Genomic DNA, 25557 nt, shown 5'->3' with positions numbered 1-25557 from the left:
CGCCTGGGTCGATCGGGCTGCACCCCGACAAGCGCCTCGCGAACTCGAGCCTGCTCAAGGCCTGCGCGGCGAGGCCGGCGGGCGCGCGCACGACGATCCACTCGGACCGGGGCGGCCACTACCGCTGGCCGGAGTGGATCGGGATCTGCGAGGAGAACGGCCTGATCAGGAGCATGTCCGCGAAGGGCTGCAGCCCGGACAACTCGGCCTGCGAGGGCTTCTTCGGGCGCCTCAAGAACGAGTTCTTCCACTACAGGGACTGGGAGGGCGTGACGGCCGAGGAGTTCATGGGAAGGCTCGAGGCCTACCTCGTGTACTATCGTGAGGAGCGGATCAAGAAGTCCCTCGGGTGGCTGAGCCCGATGGAGTACCGCAGGAAGCTTGGATACGCCTAGGCGCGGTCCAAGAAATCGTCCGCACCCCCTTTTAGGGACTATTTCACCGCAACTGAGGGGTGGGATGTGGAGTTAACGCTCGTAAATCAAGTTGCCTGCCAGGTAGGTGGCCTGAACTTTTGTGGCCTGGAGGTCTTGGGGGTCAACGATGAGCGGGTTTTGATCCAGGACTACCAGGTCGGCATACTTGCCGGGCTCCAAGCTGCCGAGGTTTTGCTCGTCGCCCGCTGCATAGGCGCTGCCCAGGGTGTAGTTGCGCAGGGCTGTTGCTGCATCGATGCGCTCGCTCGGCAACCAGCCGCCCTCGGGCCAGTGGCTTTTGGGGTCCTGGCGCGTGATGGCCGTGTAGAGCACGTTCATGCTGGTAACAGCTGTTATGGGGCTATCGGTGCCGAAGGCTTGGCGAATGCCGCGCTGCTTATAGGTCGCAAACGGCCACATGATGCGGCTGCGCTCCAGGCCCAGATCGCGCTCGGGGCCGCCCGGGTCGAGTGTAATGTGACAGGGCTGGCTCGAGGCAACGACGTTAAGCTTGCGTAGACGATCGAGGTCCTCGGGCAAGAGGTTCTCCAGATGCTCAAGCGTGTTATGACCGTGCTGGGGCAGGCCGTGCAGTTCGGCGGCCTCCTCAAAGATATCCAGCGCGGCATGAATCGCACCGTCACCGATGACGTGGATGCGAACGGTGTGCCCGCGCTCCGCAGCAGCCAGAACCAGCTTGCGCATGCGCTCGACGGGAACCGTCAGGCGACCTTGATCGCCCGGGAAGCGCGGGTTGGTATAGGGCTCGGTGAGATAGGCCGTGTGTTCGCTCGAGACGCCGTCGAAGAACTGCTTAAAACCAGGCGCCGAGAGCAGCGCGTTGTTCGCGTAGCGGGTCTGCAGTTCTTCTAAGCGCGATTGGTCATCCAGCAACGTGGGGAACAGATGGGCTCGGATGCCCAGCTTGCCGGCTGCCTGTAGCTTGTCGTAGACATCGTCGCGGATAAAATCGCAGCCCGGCATAGGCATGAGCGACATATCGCAGATCGAGGTGATACCCTGCTCGGCCATACGCCTCATTTGATCGGCATAAGCGCTTGCAATGCGATCCTCCCCCAGCCACTCAAGGCAGCGCGGTAGCAGCTGCATGGCAGCCGCCTCGTGAGCAATGCCCGTGAGCTCGCCGCTTGCGTCCTTGTCGTAGCTACCGCCCGCCGGAGGCTCGCTGTCGCGCGTGACGCCGAGCGCCTCGAGTGCGCGGCTGTTGAGCCACAGCGTGTGCCCGTCGCCCGAATACATAACACAGGGGCGATCGGGGAATGCCGCATCGAGCGACGCCTTGGTAGGATGCTCGGGCGGGTCCCAACGGTAGTCGCGCCAGCCCTGAGTCACAACCCAAGCGTCGTCGGGCAGGTCCTGGGAAAACTCGAGCGCGTGTTGCACCAGCGCCGCCTCGGACGTGCCCATATCCATGAGCATGTACGGCGAGGAACCGACCGAGGTATGGAAGAAGTGCAGATGAGCGTCATGGAAACCGGGGCAGACAAACTGCTCGCCGTAGTCGATAACCGGCGTGGCGGCGGGAGCGGCGGCAATCACGTCATCGGGCTTGCCGACTGCGACGATACGGTCGCCTGCGATAGCAATCGCCAGCTCGCGGGCGATATCGACGCCGTCTTGCGCGGTAAAGACGTTCTTGGAGCGGATAATCCGATCGATATGTTGCATGGGCATCCCCATCTCTGGCAGGAAATTCAACACCCCCGAGTGTACTCCCCCACTCTTGTTACAAAACCCTAAGCGGCAAACGGCAACTTTACCAGCCCTAGCGGCAGGTGGCATACTGGAGAGAGCCTGTACGATTTTGCGATCGAGCCAGCAAGGAGCAAATCGACCATGACGAAGACCAAGGCACAGCAGATTATGGCGGCAACCGAGGTTCGCGCGGCAGACGACGTCACCGCGGCTATCCAGGATATCGCCGCCGAGTTTGAGCCCTACATCATTAAGCAGCGCCGCCACTTCCATAAGCACCCGGAGTTGAGCCTTGCCGAGGAGCGCACGACTTCTGACATCGCCAACCAGCTCGATGCCATGAATATCCCCTACGAGCGTCCCCTTAAGACGGGCCTGGTGGCGACCCTTCGCGGCACCGCGCCCGACGCCTACCGCGAGGACGGCACGCCGCGCCGCCGTATCCTGCTGCGTGCGGATATCGACGCCCTGCCCGTCACCGAGCAGACCGGCGAGGATTTCGCCAGCGTCAACGAGGGTTGCATGCACGCCTGCGGCCACGACTGCCACATCGCCATGATGCTCGGCACGCTGCAGATCCTGCGCCATATGACCGACGACATCCACGGCGAAGTCCGCATCGTCTTCCAGCCCAGTGAGGAAAACGGCCAGGGCGCCAAACTCATGATCGGCACGGGCGTGCTCGACGGCGTCGATGGCGCCTACGCCGCGCACATCTGGAGTGAGGTCGACGCCGGCACTGTGAGCTGCGAGCCCGGACCGCGCATGGCCAATACCGACTGGTTCCGCATCGACGTCCGCGGCACCTCGTGCCACGGCGCCATGCCCCAGCGCGGTCACGACGCCGTTATGGTTGCCGCCGAGATCGTCAACGCTCTGCAGACCATCGTTTCGCGCGAGATCAGTCCCTACGAGCCGGCCGTCATTACCGTCGGCGAGCTGCACGGCGGCACCGCGCGCAACGTTATCGCCGGCACGGCCTACCTCGCCGGCACGGTGCGCACCTACGGAGATTCGACCCACGAGGAAATGCCGGAGCTCATGCGCCGCATCGTGGAGCATACCGCGGCCGCCTTGGGCGCCGAGGCAGAGCTCACCGACTACACCATCGCCAATTACAAGGTCGAAAACGATGCCGCCTCGAGCGAGCGCTGCCGCCAGGCAGTAATCAAATGCCTGGGCCCCACCGGCCAAGGCCATTATCGCGGCACACTCTCGGGTGAGGATTTTTCGGAGTACCTGCGCCGCGTACCGGGCGTGCTCGCCTTTGTTGGCACGCGCAACCCCCAGATTGGCGCCACGTACGCCCAACATTCTTGCTTCTACAAGATTGACGAGTCGGTACTGGCCAAGGGCTCCATGGTGGCCGCCCAATATGCCATCGACTTTTTGGCCGAGCCCACACAAGAAGAGCTCGACGGCCCCACGATTGCCGCGGTCGCCGAGACCAATCCCGACCTGGCAGCCAAACTGCGCTCTGCCAAGGCCACGGCCGCCGAGGCCCGCGACGCCATGCACGATGCCCGCACCGCCCGACACGCCGCAATCAAGGGCATCCACGACGCTCGCGCCGCCGCCCGCCGCGAGGAGAAGCACGACGAGTAGTCGATCCACGACCATCTCGCAGTCATAGCCGCATCGCGATATCAAAGCGGGGGCGGACGCTTCGGCACGTCCGCCCCCGCTTATTTGTCAAGCGCTATTCCTACCGTTTCTACCCCGTCCCCAAATGGCAGGTGGCAGGGTTACTCGTCCTGCGGGTCCTCGTCGGAGCTTGGCGCAGGCTCGGGCTCAGGCGCAGGCTCGGGCTCAGGCGCAGGCTCGGGCTCAGGCGCAGGCTCGGGCTCAGGCGCAGGCTCGGGCTCAGGCGCAGGCTCGGGCTCCGGTTCCGGCATGGGCGCGGGCTCGGGCTCAGGCACGGGCTCAGGCTCAGGCTCGGGCGCAGGCGCCGGCGCCGCAGCGGAATCGGATACGGGCGCTGCGTCGCTCAGGCACGGGCTCAGGCTCAGGCTCGGGCGCAGGCGCCGGCGCCGCAGCGGAATCGGATACGGGCGCTGCGTCGGCGCTAAAACCAGCCGGAGCAGACTTCTTCTCAAACGGCAGCACAAAAGTCAGGACGTCGTCCTTGTCCTCGTCGGCCCACTCGCTTGCGTAGCGTGCAACCCAATAGCCAACGGCGCGATGCTTGAGCATGTTGCCAAAGACCGTGAGGAATACCGTGACAAACGCCGTCAGCACCAAGAACAATACGAGCGTGATGCCACCGCCGGTAACAAGCGCCTCAATAGCCGTAGGACGGTAGTAGTAGCTATACATACCGACAGAGGCAATGGTGCCAAAGACGAACGTCAGGATCCAGGTGACAACGTTGGCGACCAGGCCCGTCAAAAACTCGGGAAGGAACGAAGCGCAGAACAGCTTGGTCTTATTGTTCTTAAAGGCCGCCCAGACCTTATCGAGCGAAAACGCGCTCTCGACGCGGCCGGTCACCGCAAAGTGCATCACGGCGATGTCGGCGAACATGGTAAAGAAGACGCCCAGGACCGCCGCGGCAATCATAGCCAGAACAAACAGGCCCAGCGAACCGATCAGCGCGGCCTCGAGCGCATAAGAGCCGTAATATGAATACGAACCCGCGGCGCCAATTACCACGCTCTCCACCAGCGAAAGCGCCACACCGATAACGGGAATGGCAGCGATAACCTTGAGCACGCCCGAGATAACACCCGAAAAGACGCCCAGACCAAACGACGTGGAGCGCATCAGCGGACGATCCATGCCGTCATCGACCTTAAGCGACAGGTCGCGGCCCCATTCGATGCCAAAGCCAGAACCGCATGCGCTTGCCACGCAGGCAGCCAAAAAACCGATAGCAGCCGCGATGCCGCCGATAACGGGGATAAACAGCACGAGCACCGACACGACGCAGATAAGCGCCGGCAAAAAGGCGATCTGGCACACGCGCTGCAACACGCCCGGCGTCTTGGTCATGTCCTCAAACGCCTGAGCCACACAGCCCTTGGACGCATTCGCCACGGGCGGTTGCGGAACAAACTGCTGGGGCTGACCCTGAGGGGCAGAGGCTGCGGCACCGGCATTAGGAGCACCGCACGCGCCACAGAACTTGTCGTTGTCGCCCATGGGGGCACCACACTGCGAACAGAACATCGAAATCATCCCTTCGTATCATGAGCGAATCGTCTGGATCGCAAACGATGTCTTTAGCATCATTATCACCCAATGTGGGGACAAATGCTCCAACATGACGTATTTGCAACGCGCAGGGCGCTATTCGATTGTTTGATGAGCTCGACCGCGTTAGTTCGTTCCGCGGAAACCCTTGCCGACGATCTCGGAGCTGTCGACAATCGTGATAAAGGCACCCGGATCGATCTCGCGCGCGTAGCGACGCAGTTGCACGGCCTCGCGACGACTCAGCACGCTCATGATCACCGTCACGCACTTGCCCGAGAAAGCACCATAGCCGCGGCTGATGGTCGCCGTGCGGTTGAGATGTTTAACGATAAATTCCTCGACCTTAAGCGGCTCGGAGCAAATAACGGTACAAACCTTGCGCAGGTGAATGCTCTCGATGGCTTTGTCGACCACGAGTGTCTTGGCAAACAGGCCGAGCACGCAGTACAGACCGACGCGCGGGCCGTACAAAAAGGCCGCGATAGTTACGATGCCAATATCGACCAGAAGTAGGGCACGGCCGATCTCGAGCGTGGTGCGGCGCTTAAGGATCATGGCGAGAATGTCGGTGCCGCCCGTCGAGGCGCCGATGTCAAAGACGATGGCACTGCCGAGCGCCGGCAGGATCACGGCAAAGCACAGGTCGAGCCACATGTCGCCTGTGAGCGAAACATCGGTCGGAATGAAAATCTCAAACAGCGAAACGTAGGCCGAAAGCGCAAACGAGGCAAAGACGCTCCAAAGGATTGCCTTGCGCTCCAAAAAGATAAAACCCAGGACGACCAGGACCGCGTTGATGATCCACATAAAGACACCGACGGGCAGAGTCGGGAACAGTGTGGATAGGATGACCGAAACGCCCGAGGTGCCGCCGAAGGCAAAGTGATTAGGGGTTTTAAAGGCCACGATGGCGAACGCCGTGAGAATTAGGCCCAGGTTGAGCTCGGCAAAAAAGCGCGGAAAGCCCGGCTCCTGGCTGCGCTTGCGACCAGCACGCTCGCCACGCTCGATAACATCGCGATCGACCACGCGCTCCATCGGCACTACGGGAGGACGATGCACCTCCTCGGCAGCACGCGACGCCGCCTCTGCCGCGGCGGCCTCAATCGCCCATGCCTTGCTTTCTGTTTCGTGCTCGTCGGCCATTACGGCAACTCCTCGTTAACAATTTGGAAACAATGCGCCCATTAGGGTAACGCGGAACGCGACGATTGCAACCCCTAGTTAGACGAGCGGTATGCCTACATCGGGGGGCATACAAAAAACGGCCGGCCACGCTTTTGCTTGCGCGGTCGGCCGTTTAACGTTTTCGCAGATAAAACCTGCCAAAACAAACCTGTCCCTTTTTGGAAGGTTATTCGTGCTGGCTGGTGCGGTGCTCGTACTCCTCGGGGGTGATGACGTCCTCGATGCGCAGGTTGACGCCCGCCACCTCAAGGCCGGTCATCGCGGCAAGGCGCTCGGTGACGCGTGCCTTGACATCGTCGAAGATCGCGGGCGCATAGGCGCCGTACTCGATGATGACAGAGATGTTGACGACCACGCGATTGTCATCGGTGACCTCGACCGTCACGCCCTTGGTCAGATTCTCGGCACCGAACTGCTCCTGCACAAAGTGCATGAGGTTACCCTTCATGCCCAGAACGTGCGGAACCTCGCGGGTGGCCATGGCAACGATCTTCTCGATCACGCCGTTGGAATAGGTCAGCGAGTCCTCGGACTCGTCCGCTTCCTCGTCGTCCTCATCCGCATCGGACTCGGCCTCGACGAGGGCCTCGTCCTCGAGCGTTACGTCCTCGGCCTCGGCGGTGACGGTCTCGTCTGCCTCGAGCTCGGTATCGGCCACATCGACCTTCGTATTAAAAGCCATGGTTCCTCCTTATGCCTGCCGCGGATGCGACAGTCGAATACATATTAGCGGCCGCTAAACAGACGGCCGAAGAAGTTGACGATCCCGTTTTCGCCGTCGCGAATTTGGCCGATCACGGCGCCGATCAGCACGAAGAATGCAATGACGAGCGTGTCCCACAGGCCGAGCGTGAGCACCAACACGGCAAGGATAAAGCCAGCGACGGCACCGAGCGTGGTGTTGGGATGACGCACAGCATAGCTCCAGATGGCAGCGCCCGTACCCTTGATGAGACCCATAGCCTCGTCAAAATCCGCGGCCGCCGCGTCTTGTAACTCAGTTGCCTCTGCTTTGGAATCAACAGTTTCGCTCGCCGGCGTGGCGCTCTGGTCAATCGTCAGGCGCGGCGTACGAGCGGTCTTATCTTGATTGGTATCACTCACCGGAAACCTCCACGGTCTGGACGGTAGTCTTGGACGGCAAAAAACGGACGCGCGTGGTCGTACCCGGCGTGCCGAGCATGGTGTCGCAGGCTTCCTCGATGCGCTGCTGCATCGCGGTAGCCAGAGATGCCACGTCCTTATCGTCAAGCGCGATAGCCTCGACCTTAAATCGGACGTGCGAATCGTCGGGGCCTTGGACGCGGGCCTCGACGTGCTCGACCATCACGCGGTTGTCGCGTTCGGCAGCAGCCCTAGCACACGAAGAAAGCGCCGCAAGGGTGACCTCGATATTGCGCTCCCCCGCCGGATGCACACAGGACGGCTCGCGACGAGCAAACATCAGGCGGAAGAAGCTTACCAGCACGCCAATCGCCACAACTCCACCGCATGCCGTCACGACAATGCGCGGCATGGGGTCGCGCATCAGCAGCATAAAGCGATACGTATACGGCCCCCAAAACTGGCAGACAAGCGTACCCAGCGCCACGATGGCGGCGGCAAGATACACGATCGCTAGGGCTCGTTTGAGTACGCGCACGTGGCGCTCCCTTCAAATCTCGGCTCTCGAAATGCAAAACGGTTCGCATCATTATAAAAGAGCCGGGTCCGGTGCTCTACGCACGCGGATCCGGCTCATCTATTCCACGAGGCTTGCATGCTCGCTTCATTATGCCCAGATATGCACGGCTTAACCCGTGCGGGCGCTACTCCTCCTCGAGGGCAGCGATGACCTCGTCGGTCATGTCCATGGTGCTGTAAACATCCTGGACGTCGTCGAGCTCCTCAAGACGGTCGATGAGGCGCTGAACCTTCTTGGCGTCGGCGCCGGAGACCTCGGTCGGGGTGGTCGGGACCATGGTGGTCTCGGAGCCCTTGACCTGGACGCCCTGCTCCTCGAGCGCCTTGGAGACAGCCATGACCTCGTTGGCAGTAGTCCAGACGATCCACTCCTCGCCGGCATCCTCGTAGTCCTCGCCACCGGCCTCGGCGATGGCCATCATGAACTCATCCTCGTCACCGGCAGCACCGTTGGCGATCATGGTCTCCTTCTTGGCGTTCTCGTCCAGGATTTCCTTGGCGACGACTATCTGGCCCTTGCGCTCAAACTGGAAGGCAACGGAGCCGGAGGTGCCCAGGTTGCCACCAGCGTGGGAGAAGGCGGAACGGACATCAGCGGCGGTGCGGTTGCGGTTGTCGGTCAGGCAGTCGACGTAGACGGCGACACCGGCAGGACCGTAGCCCTCGTACACGATGTTCTCGTAGACGGCGGCATCGGCACCCGAACCAAAAGCCTTGTCGATAGCGGACTTGATCTTGTCCTTAGGCATGGACTGAGCCTTGGCCTTGGCAACGGCAGCGGCGAGGCTGGCGTTGTTCTCGGGCAGCGGGTCGCCGCCGAGACGGGCAGCAACGGTGATGTTGCGGCTCAGCTTGGAGAAGAGGGCGGAACGCTTGGCGTCCTGCGCGCCCTTACGATGCTTGGTTGTGGCCCACTTAGAGTGTCCGGACATACGTGTCTCCTATCGGTTTCGACCTAAAGCCCAGCGCAGATGCTCGGGCAATATAAACAAACGTCGTTATGATATACCTACTGGCCTGCGAGATAAACCCCAAAATGAAGGCGTCGTGATGATGGCCCCTTTGGTGCAAAGAAACCTGACCCCCAATGTACCAAGTTAGAACCAGAGGAAGTCGCTGCGGGTGACGGTGGTGCCGATGGCGAAGGGCATGCAGGCGATGACCGGATACAGGTAGCGCATGTAGGTCGAGCCGTTGCACGGACCAATCAGGCACACGGCGAGCACGCCCAACAGCGGCACCCAGATCGCCAGCGCACGCCATGAATGACGACGCAGCAGGTAGACCACCACGGCGATCATGATCCACACATAGGTGGCCGAGCTCATGGTGAGCGAGATAAACGGGATGCGTTGTACTGCCACGCGATACAGGTTGATCAGGTGGTCGCACCAGCGCACCACGTTGCTGTCAACCGGATGGAAGTCGAAGTACTTGAGGTTGTCGGGACGCGCCATGATCTCGGCACTACGCGCCGTGCTGTAGATCCAGGCATCGCGCGCGCTCGGATAAAAATAACCATAGTAGTTATTGATAAGCGCCGAAATATAGCACTCGGGATCCTTCTTAAACATCTGGGCCCATATCTCAAAATAGGCATCGATGTCCTCCTGCGAGGCGTACTCGTTAAAGTAGTTCTTGACGGCATCGGACTTGTCGGGGTTGTAGCGGCGGCCCAGGTTCTCGTACTTGAGTACGCGATCGATCACGGCACGCTCTTCGTCGGTCACCGAACCGTCGCAAGGAGCCTCCACGATGGTGCCGTCCTCCTTAACCGTGGGGTTGACGCCCGAGTTGAGGCCGTCGTGCTTTTGGACGAAACGAGCCGTCTGCTGGAATGGAATCGAGAGGATTTCGCGCTTGGAGCCGGGCGTAATGTCGTGCGCCGGCATAAACACCTTGGTGAAGTACATATTAGAGGCAAGGCAGAGCACAAGCACAGCAAGAACTCCCACCCAGCGGAAACGTGGGATGGCGCCCGAAGGCGCAGTACCAGCCTGCTTGGCTGCACGACGAGCCACATGCGCGTCCCATGCGCTAAACGCCGCCGCGATCACGCATGCCGCCAGGGGAAACACCAGGCCTCCATTGCGCAGAAACGTGGAACCCATAGCAGCCAGCGCAAGCAACAGCCAGTCGTGGCGCGCAAAGAGCACGGGGGGTTTCTCGCCCGCTCGCTCGGCATTGGCATCACGACGGGGCAAGCCACATGCCACGAGCTTGACGGTCTGTACCAGCAGCACCAAGAACGCGTCGGCAAAGAGCACGTCTTTGGTGAGCAACACCGCGTAGTTAGAGAACATCGGCATAAACGCAAAGAACAGCAGGATCGCACCGCGAACCGGCAGGCTCACGCCCAGTTTGCGCAGCGACGAAATGGAATAGGCCATGCAGGCAGCCGTGATGACAAATTGAGCGCAGGTATAGATGATGAGGCCCGCGTTAGCGCTGTTGAACAGCGAAAGCCCCAGCTGAACGCACGAGCCGATAATGGCCGTGTGCACTACGGGATGATGCCCGTTGAGCAGCACGTTGGGGTTGAGTAGGCGCAGGTAGTCGCTCGTGCCGTTGGGGTAGTTGAACCACTGGCGAATCTGCGCGCCCGTATCTCCCATAAAAAGACCGGGCAGCGAAGCGATGAGCGTGGGCGCCCAGGCGATCATAAGCACCAGGAAGGGCCCGGCAAAGGGATGGACCGAGAGCACGGCGTGAGTCACACGCCATACGCGGCCAAAGTGCGCTTCGGAAAACGGAATGCGCCGAGAGCTCAGCCAATCTAGACACTCAAAGGCAAGGTAGAAGGCAACGACCGCCAAGAGCATCCAGCCCGCGCCGCCAATCCAGGCGCAGATGATGCGGGCTTTGTCGCCAAGGACAATCTCGGCCGAGTCGGTGAGATCGTAGCTGCGGCCGAACACCATGCAGATGGCGAAGAACAGCGACGGCAGAATGATCGATGGACGCCAGGCGTCGCCACGGCCAAAGAACACGTAGCGAAACGGCAAGGTGAGCAGGCAGGCAAGTGCAAGCAACATGACCGCGTCGGTATGGCCGGCAAACGAGAGGAGCACCTCGTAGCACACGTACAGCATGCCCGAGGCTTTGGGGTCAATCGCCAAGACTGCGTTGCTCGACACCGGGGCGGGATCGATGGAAAACGCCGTGGTCGCCAACAGCGCGAGCAAAAATGCGATGAGCGTCTGCTTGGCGGGGTAGCGCTTAAACCAGACGATGCGGGCAGCGTCGCGCGCAGCCGTTGTGGAGAGGTCGGAATCCTTCACAGTCCGAAAGCCTTTCTAGAAACCTGCCAAAAAGGGACAGGTTTATTTTGGCAGGTTTTATCTGGGGAAACGTTACGGTTCTGTCATCGTCGCCCAGCGAACCACCACAAAGGTTCCTGTCCCCTTTGTGGTGGTTTTGGTGGTTAGGCGTCCAGGTAGACGCGCTGGGGCTGGTTGCGGCGACGGGCAAAGATGATGAGCGCCAGGCCCGCGATTACGAGCGGCAGGCTCAGCAACTGGCCCATGGTGATAACGCCACCCAGTAGATAGCCCAGCTGCGCATCGGGCACGCGCACAAACTCAATGAGGAAGCGGACGATGCCGTAACCCATCACAAACACGCCCATAAACGTGCCTTGGGGCAGTAGCGGCTTTTTGCGGCTGAGCACCTGCAGAATGCAAAAGAGCACGATGCCCTCAAGAAATGCCTCGTAGAGCTGGGAGGGATGGCGCGGCATATCGCCCGCGGCGCCGCCGAAGATCACGCCCCAGGGCAAATCGGTCGGCTTGCCCCACAGCTCGCCGTTGACAAAGTTGGCGCAGCGTCCCAGACATAAGGCCAGCGGAGCACCGATAACGGCAAGGTCGGCGATAGTCCAGGCATCGAGCTTGTACATACGGCACACGAGCACGCCACCGATGATGCCGCCCACCAGGCCGCCGTGGAAACTCATGCCGCCTTCGTTGGTGGCGAAGATCTCGAGCGGATGCGCCCAGTAGTAGCCATCACCGTAAAAGATGACGTAGAACAGGCGGGCGCCAATGATAAGGCCAAAGACCACACCGACCACGACGCTCGTCAGGTCGTCGACCGTAATGTCGAAACCCCAGCGACGCTGCGTGCGATACATGACGACCGCCGTGAGCAGAGCGCCGACCACGTAGGCCAAGCCGTACCAGTAGATGGTGATGGGCCCCGCCGAAATCGCGACGGGATCAAGCATATGGTAGAGGTCGTTGAGCATATCGGTCCCCTTGCTCCCTACATACAAATGCGGCCGCGGGCCTTGCGCTCGCAGCCGCATATTTGGGCGTAACGTCTATGCGGAGTACGCCGTCCGCAGCTTTCGCATCTTAGAACGGCGCGTACTCGTCGTACAGGTCCTCGGTCTCGCCGGAGGCATTGACCTGCTCGACACGGGTAACGCCGGGTACGTGCTCCTTGAGAATACGCTCGATACCCATGGACAGGGTCAGTGCGCTCATAGGGCAGCCGGCGCAGGCACCCTGAAGCTCAAGCTGGACGACGCCCTCGTCGTCGACGCCCACATACTCCATATCGCCGCCGTCAGCCTGCAGGTTGGGGCGGATCTCCTCAAGAACCTTCTTAAGCAGCTCTTCGTTAACAGCCACAGGGGCTCCTTTCTCACAATAACGCGGGCGCGCCCGCGGACAGAGCTATGTTACTACAGCCATGTACCCGCTCACGAGCCGTCCATGCGCGCGGACACGACTTTCACGAGCAGTCAATTTGGGACGGGGCTTTTTAGCTGCTTTTGCCGACGCCCGGCGCTAGCACACGCTGCCGCTACTGCTGAGTTTGTTCCCCGGTGCCGATGTGGACATCGACGATAACCTGGCGGTAGCTGATGCCGCAGGAGTCGAGAATGCGGCGACTGATGCAGCCGTCGTCGGTGTCGGCGTACTTATTGTCCAGGTAGACAACCTCGCCCACGCCCACCTGCGCCAGGATCTTGGCGCAGTCGTGGCACGGGAACAGCGTGACGTAGACCGTGGAACCCTCAAGGTCTTTGAGCGAGCCGCGGTAGTTGAGCACGGCGTTGGCCTCGGCATGGACTACGTAGTTATGCTTGTCCTGCAGCGGGTCATCGCTCGTGCCCCACGGGAAAAAGTCGTCATTGAGTGCCGAGGGCGTGCCGTTGTAGCCCACCGAAAGGATACGGTGGTTGGTGCTAGCGATGCACGCGCCCACCTGCGTATTGGGATCCTTGCTGCGGCGCTGCGCGGCGATGGCCACGCTCATAAAGAACTCGTCCCAGCTAATAACGTCGCGGCGCTTGCCCGACGTGGTTTGATGAAGATCGTCCGACATGGCAGACACCTCCGAAATCGCAATAGTTTGACCCATTGTAGCAGGTGGAAGGTAGGGGCGCTTATCCCACCAGCCCCTCGCCCTACGCGCGGCGGGGCTTTTGATTGATGTGGTAGAGCTCGGCGAGACCCCGCAGCGTCAGCGCATCGTCGACCGTCAGGCTATGGCCGACCAGCGCCGCAAGCGCCTCGGCATCGTCGCCAGTAATGACGATGGGCACGCTGCCTTCCCCCGCGGCCTTGGTCGCACGCATCTCGGCAAGCACCATGTCGAGCATGCCGTCGATGCGCGCCACCTCGCCCAAAACCACACCCGAGCGCATGGCCTCGCGCGTGTTGCGGCCGATGACGTGCGTCGGCGCCGAGGGCTCAACCTGGGGTAGGCGCGCTGCTGCCGCCGAGAGCGAGCGGGCGCCGAGGGCCAGCCCCGGCGCGATAACGCCGCCGACAAAGGTGCCGCGCGCGTCGATGACCTCGATATTGGTCGTCGTGCCCAGGTCGATCACGATGCACGGCGAGCCGTAGACGGCGCGGGCCGCCACGGCATCGGCGATGCGGTCGGGGCCGATCTCGGCCGGGTCATCGTAGTGCACGGGCATGCCGGTCTTAAGTCCCGGCCCTACGGCGAGCACGCGCCCCGTACAGGTACGGGAAAGCGCTACCTTCCACGGGCGCTCGAGCGCCGGGACCACGCAGCTCAGCACGGCAGCCGCGGGCACAAGCGCACCCGGCATGCCCGCATCGGCCGCCAGTGCGGCCATGACCTGCACGAGACGCATGCGCGCCTCGTCCGCTGTGATGCTCGACGGCGTGGTGATCTCGCACGTCGCAAGCGGACATTCCTGCGCCGCGGCCGAATCCTCTGCAAACAGGCCAAAGCGAATGAACGTGTTGCCCACGTCGACCGTCAATATATATGCGCACCCATTAAGCATCGCCGGCGCTCCTTTCGTCTGCCCAGCAGTATATCCCGTACCCAAACCAGTCAATTTGGGACGGGGCTTTTTTGACTTGTATCAGACGTCTACAAGCAGTTAAAAAAGCCCCGTCCCAAATTAGCTGGTTTTGGCGGGGCGCTAGACGGTCGACATCGCTATACTGGTGCGCGGTCGCTTGCGAGCTCACGCGGCGGCCCTTGGTAACCCGACTTCCCGCGTCGTATCCGTAGCGGCGCTCCCGGGGGAAGCGGATATACGCAAAGGAGTTATATATGAGCAACCCCTCGAACCGCGCCTCGATGCGCGGGCAACTCACGCTGCGCGGCGTCGTCATCGGCGTCCTTGGCTGTGTGATCATCACGGCAAGCTCGGCCTACACCGCCCTCAAGATGGGCGCTCTCCCCTGGCCGATCGTCTTCGCTGCCGTCATCTCGCTGTTCTTCCTTAAGCTCATGGGCAATGCCAGCCTCAACGAGGCCAACGTCACCCACACCATCATGTCCGCGGGCGCCATGGTCGCCGGCGGCCTAGCGTTTACCATCCCGGGTGCCTGGATGCTGGGCTATGCCGACCAGATCAGCTGGCTCGACATGTTTATCGTGGCACTCGCCGGCACCATCCTGGGCCTGCTGGCCACGGCGCTCATCCACCGTCACTTTATCGTGGACGCCGCGCTTGAGTTCCCCACCGGCAACGCCGCAGCTCAGACCCTGCGCGCCACCGAGGCCGGCGGCAAGACCGGCAAGCAGCTCTTTGGCTCCATGGCCATCGCGGGCATCTACAGCGTGCTTCGCGACGCCCTGGGCATTGTGCCCAGTATGCTGTGCACGCTCAACATCCCCGGCGTGACCTTTGCCATCTACAACTCGCCCATGCTGCTCTCCGTCGGCTTCCTCGTGGGCTTCGCCCCGGTCGCGTTCTGGTTTGCCGGCGCGCTGCTGGGCAATTTTGGCATCATCGTCGGCGGCACCGCTGCCGGTCTGTTTGACGTTATGACCGCACAGGGCATCGTCAAGTCCCTGGGTATGGGCCTCATGATGGGCTTTGGCGTCGCCGTCGTCCTCAAGGACATCCTGCCGCAGGTCGCCGGTATCGTCCGCGGCCTCGCCGCCGACAGCTCCACCGACACCGACGAGCAGTCGCTCATCTCGGGCTCCCTTAAGCTCGACGCCGGCATCATCGGCCTGGGCGCCGCCGCCATCGCCGTGATCGTCGCCATCGCGCTCGACCTTGGTCCCGTTCCAGCCGTCATCGTCACGCTGTTCACCTTTGTCACCACCATCATGAGCGCGCAGAGCTGCGGCCAGACGGGCATCGACCCCATGGAGATCTTCGGCCTCATCGTCATGCTCATCGTTGCCGCCTTCGCACAGCTCGCTCAGGTCAAACTGTTCTTTATCGCCGGCATCGTAGCCGTGGCGTGCGGCCTTGCGGGCGACGTCATGAACGACTTTAAGGCCGGCGCCGTGCTGGGCACCAACCCGCGCGCACAGTGGGTCGGTCAGGCCATCGGCGGCATCGTGGGCGCCCTGGTCGCCGCCGCCGTCATGGTCGCGCTCGTCACCGCCTATGGTCCGGACGCCTTTGGTCCCGACAAGAGCTTCGTTGCCGCGCAGGCAAGTGTGGTCGCCACCATGGTCTCGGGCATCCCGAGCGTACCGTGGTTCGCAGGCGGCTTTATCGCCGGCATCGTCATGTACTGGCTCGGCATTCCTGCCATGATGATCGGCCTAGGCGTGTACCTGCCGTTCTACATGTCGCTTACGGCCTTCCTGGGCTCCTGCGTTAAGCTCGCCTACGACAAGTGGGCCGCTCACCGCGACGCCGAGGCCGGTCTTTCGGACGAGGAGAAGGCCGCCAAGGATGCCGCCTTCCAGGAGCAGGGCCTGGTCGTCGCCAGCGGCCTGCTCGGTGGCGAGTCTATCGTCGGCGTTATCCTGGCGTTTGTCTCTGTTGGCCTGAGCCTGCTGGGCTAAACCCAACAACAACGTACCCGTACAGAGCGCGGGGTCGGAGACTATCCGGCCCCGCGCTTTTTTGTATCTGCCGAAACCCTCAGCAGCACTCGCATGTGGCCTGTCTTCCTTTGCCTGCTGGCCTAAGTTCCATGTCAAGATGACCGCCCCGCCCGTCACGGTGTAGAGTACATGCTGCGAACGCACCCGCGTTCCTGCGGCAATACGAGGTGGACATGGAACTCGACAAACAACAGCTCAAGCGACTGCGTGAGCGCCATCATCGGCGCCATGGCATCCGCCCCGCTCACAGCGAGGCCATGGAGAACGCAAGCCGCTTTCTAAAGCAGGCATTCAACATTCGCGAGGGTCGTGCGCCCTATCACGTGATTCGCAAGCGCTTTGTAAACGGGGCGCGCCTGACCGGCTCGCACTTATGCATCCTGATCATTGCCATGTTGATTGCGAGCATCGGCCTCGATATCGACTCGGATATCGCCATTGTAGGCGCCATGCTCATCTGCCCGCTCATGGGCTCGGTCCTTGCCATGGCATACGGCATCGCCACGCTCGACCGCGAGATTACCGTCGAGGCTGTCGCGGGCTTGGCTCTACAGATGGCCTTTTGCCTGGTCACGTCCACGTTGTACTTTAAGCTCTCGCCCCTTGGCACCACCACGGCCGCCATCGTCGACAATTCGACACCGACTGTGTGGGACCTTGCCGTCGCGCTCGCGGGCGGCTTTGCGGGTTGCCTGGGCAACTCGCGCGACCAGGAGCCCGCCACGCTCATCGCCGGCGTGGCCGTGGCGACCGCGCTTATGCCACCCCTGTGCGCGGCGGGCTATGGCATCGCCATCGCAAGCGGGTCGCTGTTTCTCTCGGCGCTTTACGAGTTTGGCATCAACGTGGTCTTTATCGCACTGGCCGCCGAGGCCGTGCTGCTTCTTTTGCGCGTGCCGCTCAAGCGCGACCTGAACGGCGACGGTATTGTGACTGCTGAAGAAAACGCCGAGGTCGACGAGCTGTCACGCAAGGTGCGCCGCCGCATCATTGTAGGCACGGTAGTCTTTGCCATCCCCTGCATCGTTATGACGGCGGGGTCTATTGGCTCGGCGCAGGCCGGCGTGCAGGACGGCTACGGCGTCACCGAAACCACGCGCGAGCTTGCCGCGGTACTGCCGGGCTTTAAGGATTACACCGTCGCCGTCGAGACCTCGGCCACCGAAGGCGACGAGAGGGGCATCGTCGAGCGCGAGATTGTCGCCCATGTGACGACAAGCGAGGCGCTCGGGGCACACGACCGCCACGTCGCTCGCAAGCTCATCGATCTCAACGTGCCCGAACTCGATCGCGTGGAGTTTGACGTGAAGTGATGCGGGGCGGGATGAATGCTCGCACGGACGCAAGTTATGACGAGGCGCAGACGCGATACGGACACGAGCAAATAGCGGGGTGCAGTTCACCCGCACCCCGCTCGCTGTTTAATTGCCGTGAATCAACTGTCCGGATCGACATCGCCAGACTCCACTGTAAACGCCGGACCGGTACTCACCAGATAAAAACGGGTCACCCTGGTATCTCTAAATAGATAGAGCTGGCCCTGCTCGCGTCGGCGTGACATATACGCCACGTGGACCGTACCGAATTCTTCACCGTTTTCCTTCTTTAATATCAGGATGTTGGGGTCATCCGTACGCTTAAACTGCCCGTCTGTGCAGATTCCGTCTTGATCGACCAGCTGCCATCGACAGTTGTCCTCCTCAAGAAAAGCCAGGGTTTCCCGACTCGTTTTGTCATCCCGATAGAAACCATCAATGGCAAACCCTTCGGAAGCGCATTCCTGCATATAGGACGTTTCTCGGCTTATAGCAAACAGCCCTGTAGCGCCCAGGAGCACAGCCAGGCAGACCACTGCAAGGGCTATCGAAATAGCACGGCGACCCATGTTAGCCGGACCAATACTTGTTGAACGGAGTGCAAAACATACTTGGTACCTCCGATATCAAAGCAAACGTCACCCGCGGCCCGCCGACAACTATGTGTTTCTAACATTAAACCATATGGCTACGACTCGTTGGAGATAGGTTCCATAAACGGACAGTGATATACGGCGAAAGGCCACACTTATCCATTAGCCCAGAGTTATGGAGACCGTTTTTCATATTGCGAGACCGCGGTTTTCGGAAGTGCGGTGAAAAACTGAGCCCCGCCGACCAGACCGACTTTTTTAGCAACAAAACCGACGCTCCTATAAGTTGTCAAGAGGCAGTTTGCGGGACCGCTCCCTTCAATTCGCACAGGAGCTCGTAATACCTCCTCTCCAGTTTCGTCGACCGCCGTTTCCCATGTTCCAGGTGACCGAGTGAGGCCGCGGACATGCCGAGCCCCGCGGCGGCCTGCTTCTGGGTCACCCGCATCGCCTTGCGCATCTTCGCGAGCTCGGGTCCCTCCGGCGCGGCGCCGTCGGGATTCGGGTCCATGAGCACGCGGTACACCTCCCGCGCTATGTAGCGCTTCAGGCAGCGGACCGCCTCCCTCCGGGACTTCCCCTCGGAGGTCCGCCTCGCCACGTACCTCCTCGTCCTCTCGTCGTACGCCATGCGCTTGATCGCGATCTCGTAGAGCGCCCAGTTCGCCTGCCGGTTGCCGCCGCGGTTGAGCCTGTGCCGCTCCGTCTTCCCGCTCGACGCGGGGATCGGGGAGACGCCGCACAGCATCGAGAACGCCGCCTCGCCCTTCAGCCTGCCGGGGTTGTCGCCGGCGGCCACGACCAGGGCGGCGGCGGTCGTCGTGCCGCAGCCCTCGATGCCGAGCAGCGCGGGCGCGTTCGCCTCCAGCAGCGCGCGGATGCGCTCGTCGAGGGACTCGACCTGGCTGCGGGCCTCCTTCCAGACCGCCGCGACGGACCGCAGCGAGGCCAGCACGCTCTCCTCGAGCGCGTCGCCCGCCTTCCTCCCGCGCGCGAGCCTTGCGCGCCGCGCGCTCGGCGTCCAGCGGGTCGCTCTTCCCCTCGCCGGGCCTCGCCTTGTCCCTCTTGGGCCTGAGCACCTCGACGACGTTGTACCCGAGCTCCACGAGCCTCCTCGTCAGCCCGGCCCCGTACGATGCCGTGCCCTCGACGCCGACGACCATGCAGCTCCCCGGGTCGCCTATCGCCTCCGCCAGCCTGTCGTAGCCCTCGGGGTCGGCCCCGAAGCTCCCGCTCCAGATCTTCCTCCCGAGGCCGTCGAGCAGGCACAGGACATGCACGTCCTTGTGCGTGTCGACGCCCGCGATGACCGTTTCGCCTTCCATTTTCGCTCCCCTCGGTCTGCCGCCTGCCCCGCGCCCGGGTCTCCCAGACATTGCACTGACGGGAGCGCTACAATCAAGTTGCCTTATCCGATTGTCCGCGCTCATGCTCCTATTAGGTCATGGCAGGACTCCGGGACGCGGAAGCCGGGGCGAGACAGGTCGGATTTGAGGACGGCCGAAGAGGCGTCAGCAGGTCAGTGGGTCATCGTCCCGGCATTCAGCATCAGGGTAGCGCTGCGACGCGGAAATCGCGCGCCGTTGCCGCGCCCCGCAGTGCCCGCTTCCCCCAAGGACAATTATCAGTGCAGGTCACAAGGGTGCAAAAGAGCAGTGTGCTCGGAGATTCGGAGTTTTTCCCCGCACTTCCGAAATCCGAGTCCGCGAAAGGTGCCGGCAAGGCCAATTACGCAACATGTATCCAGTAAAAACGGGTAGCAGCCGGTATGGCTGCCACCCGTTTTTCTCATACCAGCCTAAAGCAGGCATGTTACTTCTTAATGCCGCCCCCAGACGCTCGGCGACCGATGCCACGGCATCCTCGCTAACCGAATCGCAGGCAGGCGAAGGGCTGCGTGCAGATGATGTTGGGCGCACCGTGATCGATTAGGTCGAGCATCTCGGCCGTGAGCAGCCAGCCCTCGCCCATGTTATTGCATACCGAAAGCACCGTGCGGGCTTTATCTGCCATGGTACCAACACCTGAAGATTTTGAAGTTTTGTCCGTAACTCAAAGAGCCAGGATGTTGATAAAATCCAGAGACATCATGGCTAAAAGAGACGGACACACTGTCCCTGTTTTTCGCACGAGCAGCGCAAAAATAAGACCCAGACAAAGATAGCCCCCCATCATTGCAATGATGTAATTTGTGGGTGCCCCGATTAAACACTGTTGAGTCACGAGAAGCAATGACCATAGCATCGACTGTATAAATGCCCTTATGCAAAACGGCCGAACTATTCCGACGATTGTGTATTCAAATAAAAATACGTACCTAAATAACAGCTCATGCAAAACTGAAACCGAACAGACCAATACCCATCTGGATATTGATTTTCCACCTATATCGAGCATAGAGGCCATAATAATAAATACGATGAAAATAAACTGCCATCCCAAAAGAATCCCACGCCGTTTGGGCTTATCACAAGAAACAGCGCCCCGAGTTGCAAAAAGATAGACTACCAACGCACAAAAGAGCGCCCCTGTAGAGCACAGCCAAGCGGGGGATCCTTTTGCAATAACCCAAATAGCCCACGGCACGCTAGCAACCATCGTGCCCAGTAGATAACGTGCCCCCAGGCGCATTATTTCAGTCGCTTTTCCCAAGCTCTACCACCTCATCACTAGCATCTATTAGGTCCATATCGTGTGTAATTGCAATGACAATCTTGTGCTTTCGCATTTCCTTCAAAGCTTTTATCAGAGCTTCTTTATGAGCAATATCGAGTGATGCTGTTGGCTCATCGAATAAATAGACGTCTGCCTTCTTTTCTAAGACCCGCCTAATTTCCAGTTGTTCCAGTTCCCCGGGAGACATTCCTCCGCACCTCTTCCTTTCGATAGAAGGAAAGTTTCTATCGCAAAGAATATCCTTTACTGATATCGGAGTTTGTTCAGCAAACGAAACTAGCTTCTGCCTAAGGAGCTCACAGTTGATTTCTTCTTGGGCCTTACCATTGTAGGAAATAGTCCCAACGTAATCCGAATTGAAACAACCCATCAATAAGTACGCAAGGGTCGTTTTGCCCGAGCCATTAATCCCTACAAGAGCATAGAGCTTTCCTTTTTCAAACCTGACATTCAAGTTGCTGTAGAGACACTTTCCATTTAATGTAAAGCCGAAATTATGCAGTTCGATGTAATCGATCTCCAAGAGCTCCTCTCCAGCAGCAGCCGAAGGCAATTTAGAGGCATTTAGACGGGATATCGATGAGAAGCAGTCTTGTGCGCTGCTACCTATACCGTAGATTGACCTCACGGCAGATAGCATTAAAGCCATGTAGCTCGAAACAGCAACAAGTTGGCCTACACTCATGCTTCCATGCATTACATAAAAAGCCGAAATCAAAAGAATGGTCACCTGGGACGCAGCCGCAGCAAAGGAATCAGTTGCCTGAAATTTCGAAACGACACTTTGATAGGCGACTCCGGCGTGCAGCAAAGACGAAAAATAGCTATCTATGGATTTCAATGCTCTTTCGAACAGCGCATTAACATACAAAAATCTCTGATGCGCAAGTAGGGACTCCACTTTTCCGAAATACAGGGACTGCTCTTCCTTAAAGGTCAGACCTGAAACAAAAAGCGGTTTTTTAAATGAAGCATATGCAATTGCATACAAGATGCAAAATGTCACGGAAACCCAAAAGAGCGCTGTGGAACATCCATAGAGAAAAAATAAACTGATACCTAGCTGGACAATCGCAAGAAGTACCGTCTGGAGCATCGACAATCCGAAGGACGCCACAGTATTGGCATCTGAACAAATCTGTTGAGTTTTTTCAGCAGACTCCTGCTCAAGAAACAACTCAAAAGGCATCCGCACGAGCTCATCGATTTTCCTTCGAGCAATCGAGAATGCAGCCACGGTCGTTATCCGCATTGAAAGAAGGGTGCTTAAATAGCTGACAACAATATCGATTAATGCCGCGAAACCAATTAACGCACTGTCAATCTTAATAGCACCATAAGGAGCTTTTTTAGATATATTATCAACCAGAGCGCTCGTGAGCAGCGGGGATACAGAGGCCATCATTCCAGATATTATTAAGCACAACGTAAAGGCTATAACCAGAAGCAATTGGGAAGAAAACCCAAGTCTGAAATATGGCAGATAGTCGAAGATCGCCGTTGAATCCGCATCACTTCTTATGTTTGAGATCATAGGCCGCCCTCATTACTTTTATACAGTTCTTTCTTGCGGATACACAGCTTGTCTTATTTTCATACAGCCTGGTGAAGGGACGGCCACCCATGCACATAGGAAGAAGTGAGCAGTTAAGGCATTCTGAATCTGAACAAAAGTCGTAAGCATTCCATATGGAAACTTCGGATGCGCTACTCGTTACATTTTCAAAGATGCTCCCATAGCTTCTGTCGGAATATCCTATTTCATTCCAGCATTTATATAAGGAACCGTCTGGTCCAATAACTTCTGAATATTTATTGACGGCTCCGCATATGGTCGGATTAAAGCCTGGAAGAAATGGATCCATGTACCCTGTCATTTTGTAGCGAGACAGACAGGATGCTTCAATCGAAGCAAATTCATCCTCTGAATAGCATGGAGAGTTAGCGCACGTCCCATTTATATCATCTACTGCCGCTAAATATAGTTTTACTTTATTACGAAGACCTTTACGATCAAGCGAATCAACCAAACGATCAATCTGATCACCGTTCGACGGATCAACATTGACTCTTAAGATGACATCAAAGTACGCACTAGCCCTTTTTACGTTATCAATAATACGGTTGAACGTATCGCCGCCAGAAGGAAGACATCTTCTTCGATTGTGTATCTCAGGCGGACCATCGACAGTTACCTGAACGTGCGTAACCCCATTTTTTGCAAGCAACTCCGCCGTTTTCCCATCTAAGAAATAGCCATTGGTCACCATGCTGGCGTTAAATAAGATTTCATCACTTCGGATTCCGCGCGTAATCTTCTCCACAGTCTCAATCGCCAATAAAGGCTCGCCGCCATACCAGGCAATCTGCAAACTTTCCGCCTGATTGTCTATAACCATGCCATTGATATGCTTTATTACCTGATCGACGCATCGGTCGCTCATTGAGCCATAACGCTTGCCGTTCTCATAACAATACGGACATCTGAAGTTACAATTCAATGTCGGGGCTATCGTAAATGAAAGCGATTTTGATTGCATGCGACAGGCCAACGATATCTCTTTTAAATGTTCGATCTCGTCAAGTCCGTCGGGAACCAACAACCCCGCGTCCGTCAAATTATCGACAATTTCCGAAGGGCAATTAGCTCCATTCTCAAAAAGCCCCTTCTCGTATTCTGCATCCAACGCAACGATTGCACCAGAGTACGAGTTATATGCCAGCGTAGGTTGATTCCCTTTATCGATTACATTAAAGCGAGACTGTTTCATTTCTACTCCGTTGCATATTTCAATATTTCAACCTGCCATTAGGAGTAATTCCAGCCACAAAATTTGGTAATGCAGATCCTCAGGCCACACGGTCCTCCCCCTGAATAACTCCAACAAATATGTGCTGCACAGGACACACACGTAGAAATATCTCGAGACGAAGCAGGCATCTGAGTATTCACTGGCTTTTGAATATATTCCATCGGAGCTCCTAGCTAACGTGTATACCGCAATGTTGAAATGCGCGGCAATTCCCGCCCGTGTACACGGCACACATCCCCCAGGGATTACAGCGCCCTTGACATTTTGCGCCCTGACAAGGACACCAACTTGATAGCAAAGCAATATCGTTAGGTGTTTGAGTTGGCTGTATCCAATCCACAATGGCTCCTTTCTCGTTCTAGGCCTAGTTATACTTTGGTCAAAAAGTCAAAAGCTGTTTGATAACTTTTTGTACTAGATGAAACAATTTGTTTGCCTTGTTTAACATTATTTAATTTACACTTAGACAGATTAAAAATTCAACCTAAGGAAATTCTGGTGAATGTTGTTCAGCTGCAGTATTTCATAAAGGTATTTGATTATCAGAATTACTCGGATGCAGCAACTATATTAAGCGTTTCGCCGCAAGCTGTTTCAAAAGGCATTCGAGCATTGGAATCTGAACTTGGTCTGAAGCTGTTCGAAAAAAGAGGCAGTATTCTACATCTAACAAACTATGGAGAGGAAATCCTTCCTATAGCATTAGATGTACTAGCTTCAGTTGAGGGAATTCAAGCGTATGCGCAAATCATGCGTGAAAAGATAAAAATAACCCAGACACGTTTGACACGCGTTGCAGTCGGACTAGCACCAATACTCGCAAGCTGGTTCAACCAGCCCACACTGAACAGGCTTTCGAAAAAGTATAAGGGCGGTAAGTTTACTGTTTCCAGATATGACGACGGCGGAACGTGTTTATCCCTTCTTCTTGACAGACAAATCGACATTGCAATTGTCGCTGGACAAGTAGACACCAATCTTTTTGAATCACATTTTTTATTGAATGCCGAAGTCAACCTCTTAGTTGAAAGCAGTCACCCATTAGCTAGTCGCGCAACGGCAAATCTAAACGCGGTGGCTCGATATCCAATTGCAAACACCTGTGACATTCGATATTGTCGAAAGAGAATAAACTCAGCATTTAACCATCTGGGCCTTTCCCCTTCCTACGAGAATATTAACTTAGCAGACCAGCAAAATTTGTCCGATTTTCTGATTCATAAGCATGGGATTATTCTGACCATAGCCTCACAAGCGTCTCAATTCAGGATAGGCTATCCAGCAAAAATCGTTTGCCTAGGCGAACAAGACAGAATATCAATCCCTTTTTACTGCGTTTCAAATTCAAACGATACCCAAGCGCAGACTCATCACGCGATAAGCTGCATTCAACTTGAGGCACGCCAGCTCTCTCGATGTTTAAAAAGCGCTGAAAGAGGAGACCTTTCCAGCTGAATATGACGGGCATGCTAATTCCATGCAAAACAGCAACGTATTCCGCCAGAACAGAAGCGTGGGTCAGCCCGTGTTTTTTGAAGTATTCCGAGAGAAAACAACGAGGGCCTGACAGACTCTTGCCAAATCAGTGACCCACTCACCACCCGCAAGCCTGTGCCCCACTTCCGAAATAAATGGCTCAGCCCCCTTCTCAGCGGGTTGAGCCGAGCACTGA

At 58.2% G+C, this 25557-nt stretch carries 23 protein-coding genes and 1 pseudogene; 5 read left to right on the top strand and 19 right to left on the bottom strand.

From position 1 onward, the window contains the following. The first annotated feature begins 173 nt into the window (after window positions 1–173). Window positions 174–395, top strand: coding sequence for an IS3 family transposase (locus OIL77_06755; GenBank protein HJI45103.1), 222 nt, complete (start codon window positions 174–176; stop codon window positions 393–395). Between the two features lie 72 nt (window positions 396–467). Here OIL77_06755 and OIL77_06750 read toward each other — a convergent pair whose 3' ends face one another. Then, window positions 468–2111, bottom strand: coding sequence for an amidohydrolase (locus tag OIL77_06750; protein HJI45102.1), 1644 nt, complete (start codon window positions 2109–2111; stop codon window positions 468–470). Between the two features lie 162 nt (window positions 2112–2273). Here OIL77_06750 and OIL77_06745 point away from each other — a divergent pair, with 162 nt between their 5' ends. Next, the gene (locus tag OIL77_06745) at window positions 2274–3737 is read left to right on the top strand and encodes a M20 family metallopeptidase (GenBank protein HJI45101.1); all 1464 of its coding nucleotides are present in this window, start codon (window positions 2274–2276) and stop codon (window positions 3735–3737) included. A gap of 140 nt (window positions 3738–3877) precedes the next feature. Here OIL77_06745 and OIL77_06740 read toward each other — a convergent pair whose 3' ends face one another. The 12 genes from OIL77_06740 to OIL77_06685 form a co-directional block, all read right to left on the bottom strand. Beyond that, the gene (locus tag OIL77_06740; protein HJI45100.1) at window positions 3878–4051 is read right to left on the bottom strand and encodes a hypothetical protein; all 174 of its coding nucleotides are present in this window, start codon (window positions 4049–4051) and stop codon (window positions 3878–3880) included. 10 nt (window positions 4052–4061) lie between these two features. Further along, complete coding sequence (locus OIL77_06735) at window positions 4062–5300, bottom strand: DUF4013 domain-containing protein (GenBank protein HJI45099.1); 1239 nt, start codon at window positions 5298–5300, stop codon at window positions 4062–4064. A 150-nt stretch (window positions 5301–5450) separates the two neighbouring features. Continuing rightward, window positions 5451–6473: a YitT family protein gene (locus tag OIL77_06730; GenBank protein HJI45098.1), complete on the bottom strand. Its 1023-nt coding sequence runs from the start codon at window positions 6471–6473 to the stop codon at window positions 5451–5453. A gap of 208 nt (window positions 6474–6681) precedes the next feature. Continuing rightward, window positions 6682–7197, bottom strand: a complete 516-nt coding sequence (locus OIL77_06725) for an Asp23/Gls24 family envelope stress response protein (protein ID HJI45097.1) — start codon at window positions 7195–7197, stop codon at window positions 6682–6684. 44 nt (window positions 7198–7241) lie between these two features. Further along, window positions 7242–7619: a DUF2273 domain-containing protein gene (locus OIL77_06720; protein ID HJI45096.1), complete on the bottom strand. Its 378-nt coding sequence runs from the start codon at window positions 7617–7619 to the stop codon at window positions 7242–7244. Then, a complete protein-coding gene (locus OIL77_06715; protein HJI45095.1) occupies window positions 7612–8157 on the bottom strand; it encodes an alkaline shock response membrane anchor protein AmaP in 546 nt (181 codons plus the stop codon). Before OIL77_06715 ends, OIL77_06720 begins: the two co-directional genes overlap by 8 nt. A gap of 166 nt (window positions 8158–8323) precedes the next feature. Then, window positions 8324–9130 carry a YebC/PmpR family DNA-binding transcriptional regulator gene (locus tag OIL77_06710; GenBank protein HJI45094.1) on the bottom strand — a complete coding sequence of 269 codons (807 nt, stop codon included), beginning with the start codon at window positions 9128–9130 and terminating at the stop codon, window positions 8324–8326. 165 nt (window positions 9131–9295) lie between these two features. Beyond that, window positions 9296–11479, bottom strand: coding sequence for a DUF6020 family protein (locus tag OIL77_06705; protein HJI45093.1), 2184 nt, complete (start codon window positions 11477–11479; stop codon window positions 9296–9298). A gap of 143 nt (window positions 11480–11622) precedes the next feature. Beyond that, window positions 11623–12444 (bottom strand): prolipoprotein diacylglyceryl transferase, encoded by an 822-nt coding sequence (lgt, locus tag OIL77_06700; GenBank protein HJI45092.1) that lies wholly within the window; start codon window positions 12442–12444, stop codon window positions 11623–11625. A gap of 109 nt (window positions 12445–12553) precedes the next feature. Next, complete coding sequence (locus OIL77_06695) at window positions 12554–12832, bottom strand: NifU family protein (protein HJI45091.1); 279 nt, start codon at window positions 12830–12832, stop codon at window positions 12554–12556. A 175-nt stretch (window positions 12833–13007) separates the two neighbouring features. After that, complete coding sequence (locus OIL77_06690; GenBank protein ID HJI45090.1) at window positions 13008–13532, bottom strand: dCMP deaminase family protein; 525 nt, start codon at window positions 13530–13532, stop codon at window positions 13008–13010. An 82-nt stretch (window positions 13533–13614) separates the two neighbouring features. Beyond that, entirely contained in the window at window positions 13615–14466 is an 852-nt protein-coding gene (locus OIL77_06685; protein ID HJI45089.1) for a type III pantothenate kinase, read from the bottom strand. A 275-nt stretch (window positions 14467–14741) separates the two neighbouring features. Here OIL77_06685 and OIL77_06680 point away from each other — a divergent pair, with 275 nt between their 5' ends. Together OIL77_06680 and OIL77_06675 are read left to right on the top strand one after the other, a co-directional pair. Continuing rightward, window positions 14742–16445: an OPT/YSL family transporter gene (locus OIL77_06680; protein HJI45088.1), complete on the top strand. Its 1704-nt coding sequence runs from the start codon at window positions 14742–14744 to the stop codon at window positions 16443–16445. 215 nt (window positions 16446–16660) lie between these two features. Continuing rightward, a complete protein-coding gene (locus OIL77_06675) occupies window positions 16661–17800 on the top strand; it encodes a DUF389 domain-containing protein (GenBank protein HJI45087.1) in 1140 nt (379 codons plus the stop codon). Window positions 17801–17922: 122 nt separating this feature from the next. Here OIL77_06675 and OIL77_06670 read toward each other — a convergent pair whose 3' ends face one another. The 6 genes and pseudogenes from OIL77_06670 to OIL77_06645 all read right to left on the bottom strand — a co-directional run bounded on the left by OIL77_06670 (window position 17923) and on the right by OIL77_06645 (window position 23843). After that, the gene (locus OIL77_06670) at window positions 17923–18372 is read right to left on the bottom strand and encodes a hypothetical protein (protein HJI45086.1); all 450 of its coding nucleotides are present in this window, start codon (window positions 18370–18372) and stop codon (window positions 17923–17925) included. A 538-nt stretch (window positions 18373–18910) separates the two neighbouring features. Then, window positions 18911–19721 (bottom strand): annotated as a pseudogene (locus tag OIL77_06665) (transposase). Window positions 19722–20262: 541 nt separating this feature from the next. Next, window positions 20263–20409, bottom strand: a complete 147-nt coding sequence (locus tag OIL77_06660) for a hypothetical protein (GenBank protein ID HJI45085.1) — start codon at window positions 20407–20409, stop codon at window positions 20263–20265. 39 nt (window positions 20410–20448) lie between these two features. Then, on the bottom strand, window positions 20449–21048 hold the full coding sequence (locus OIL77_06655) for a hypothetical protein (protein HJI45084.1): 600 nt from the start codon (window positions 21046–21048) through the stop codon (window positions 20449–20451). Then, the gene (locus OIL77_06650) at window positions 21032–22606 is read right to left on the bottom strand and encodes an ABC transporter ATP-binding protein/permease (GenBank protein HJI45083.1); all 1575 of its coding nucleotides are present in this window, start codon (window positions 22604–22606) and stop codon (window positions 21032–21034) included. The genes OIL77_06655 and OIL77_06650 overlap by 17 nt, the downstream gene beginning before the upstream one ends. Further along, complete coding sequence (locus OIL77_06645; GenBank protein ID HJI45082.1) at window positions 22584–23843, bottom strand: radical SAM protein; 1260 nt, start codon at window positions 23841–23843, stop codon at window positions 22584–22586. Before OIL77_06645 ends, OIL77_06650 begins: the two co-directional genes overlap by 23 nt. 540 nt (window positions 23844–24383) lie before the next feature. On the opposite strand from OIL77_06645, the gene OIL77_06640 reads away from it, so the two are divergent. Continuing rightward, window positions 24384–25340, top strand: coding sequence for a LysR family transcriptional regulator (locus OIL77_06640; protein HJI45081.1), 957 nt, complete (start codon window positions 24384–24386; stop codon window positions 25338–25340). Window positions 25341–25557 lie beyond the last annotated feature (217 nt).

This window comes from Coriobacteriaceae bacterium, from assembly GCA_025993015.1.
In the GTDB taxonomy this organism is placed as follows: Bacteria; Actinomycetota; Coriobacteriia; order Coriobacteriales; family Coriobacteriaceae; genus Collinsella.
Note: the sequence above shows the minus strand (reverse complement) of the source record. Positions and strands in the feature narration are given on the sequence as shown.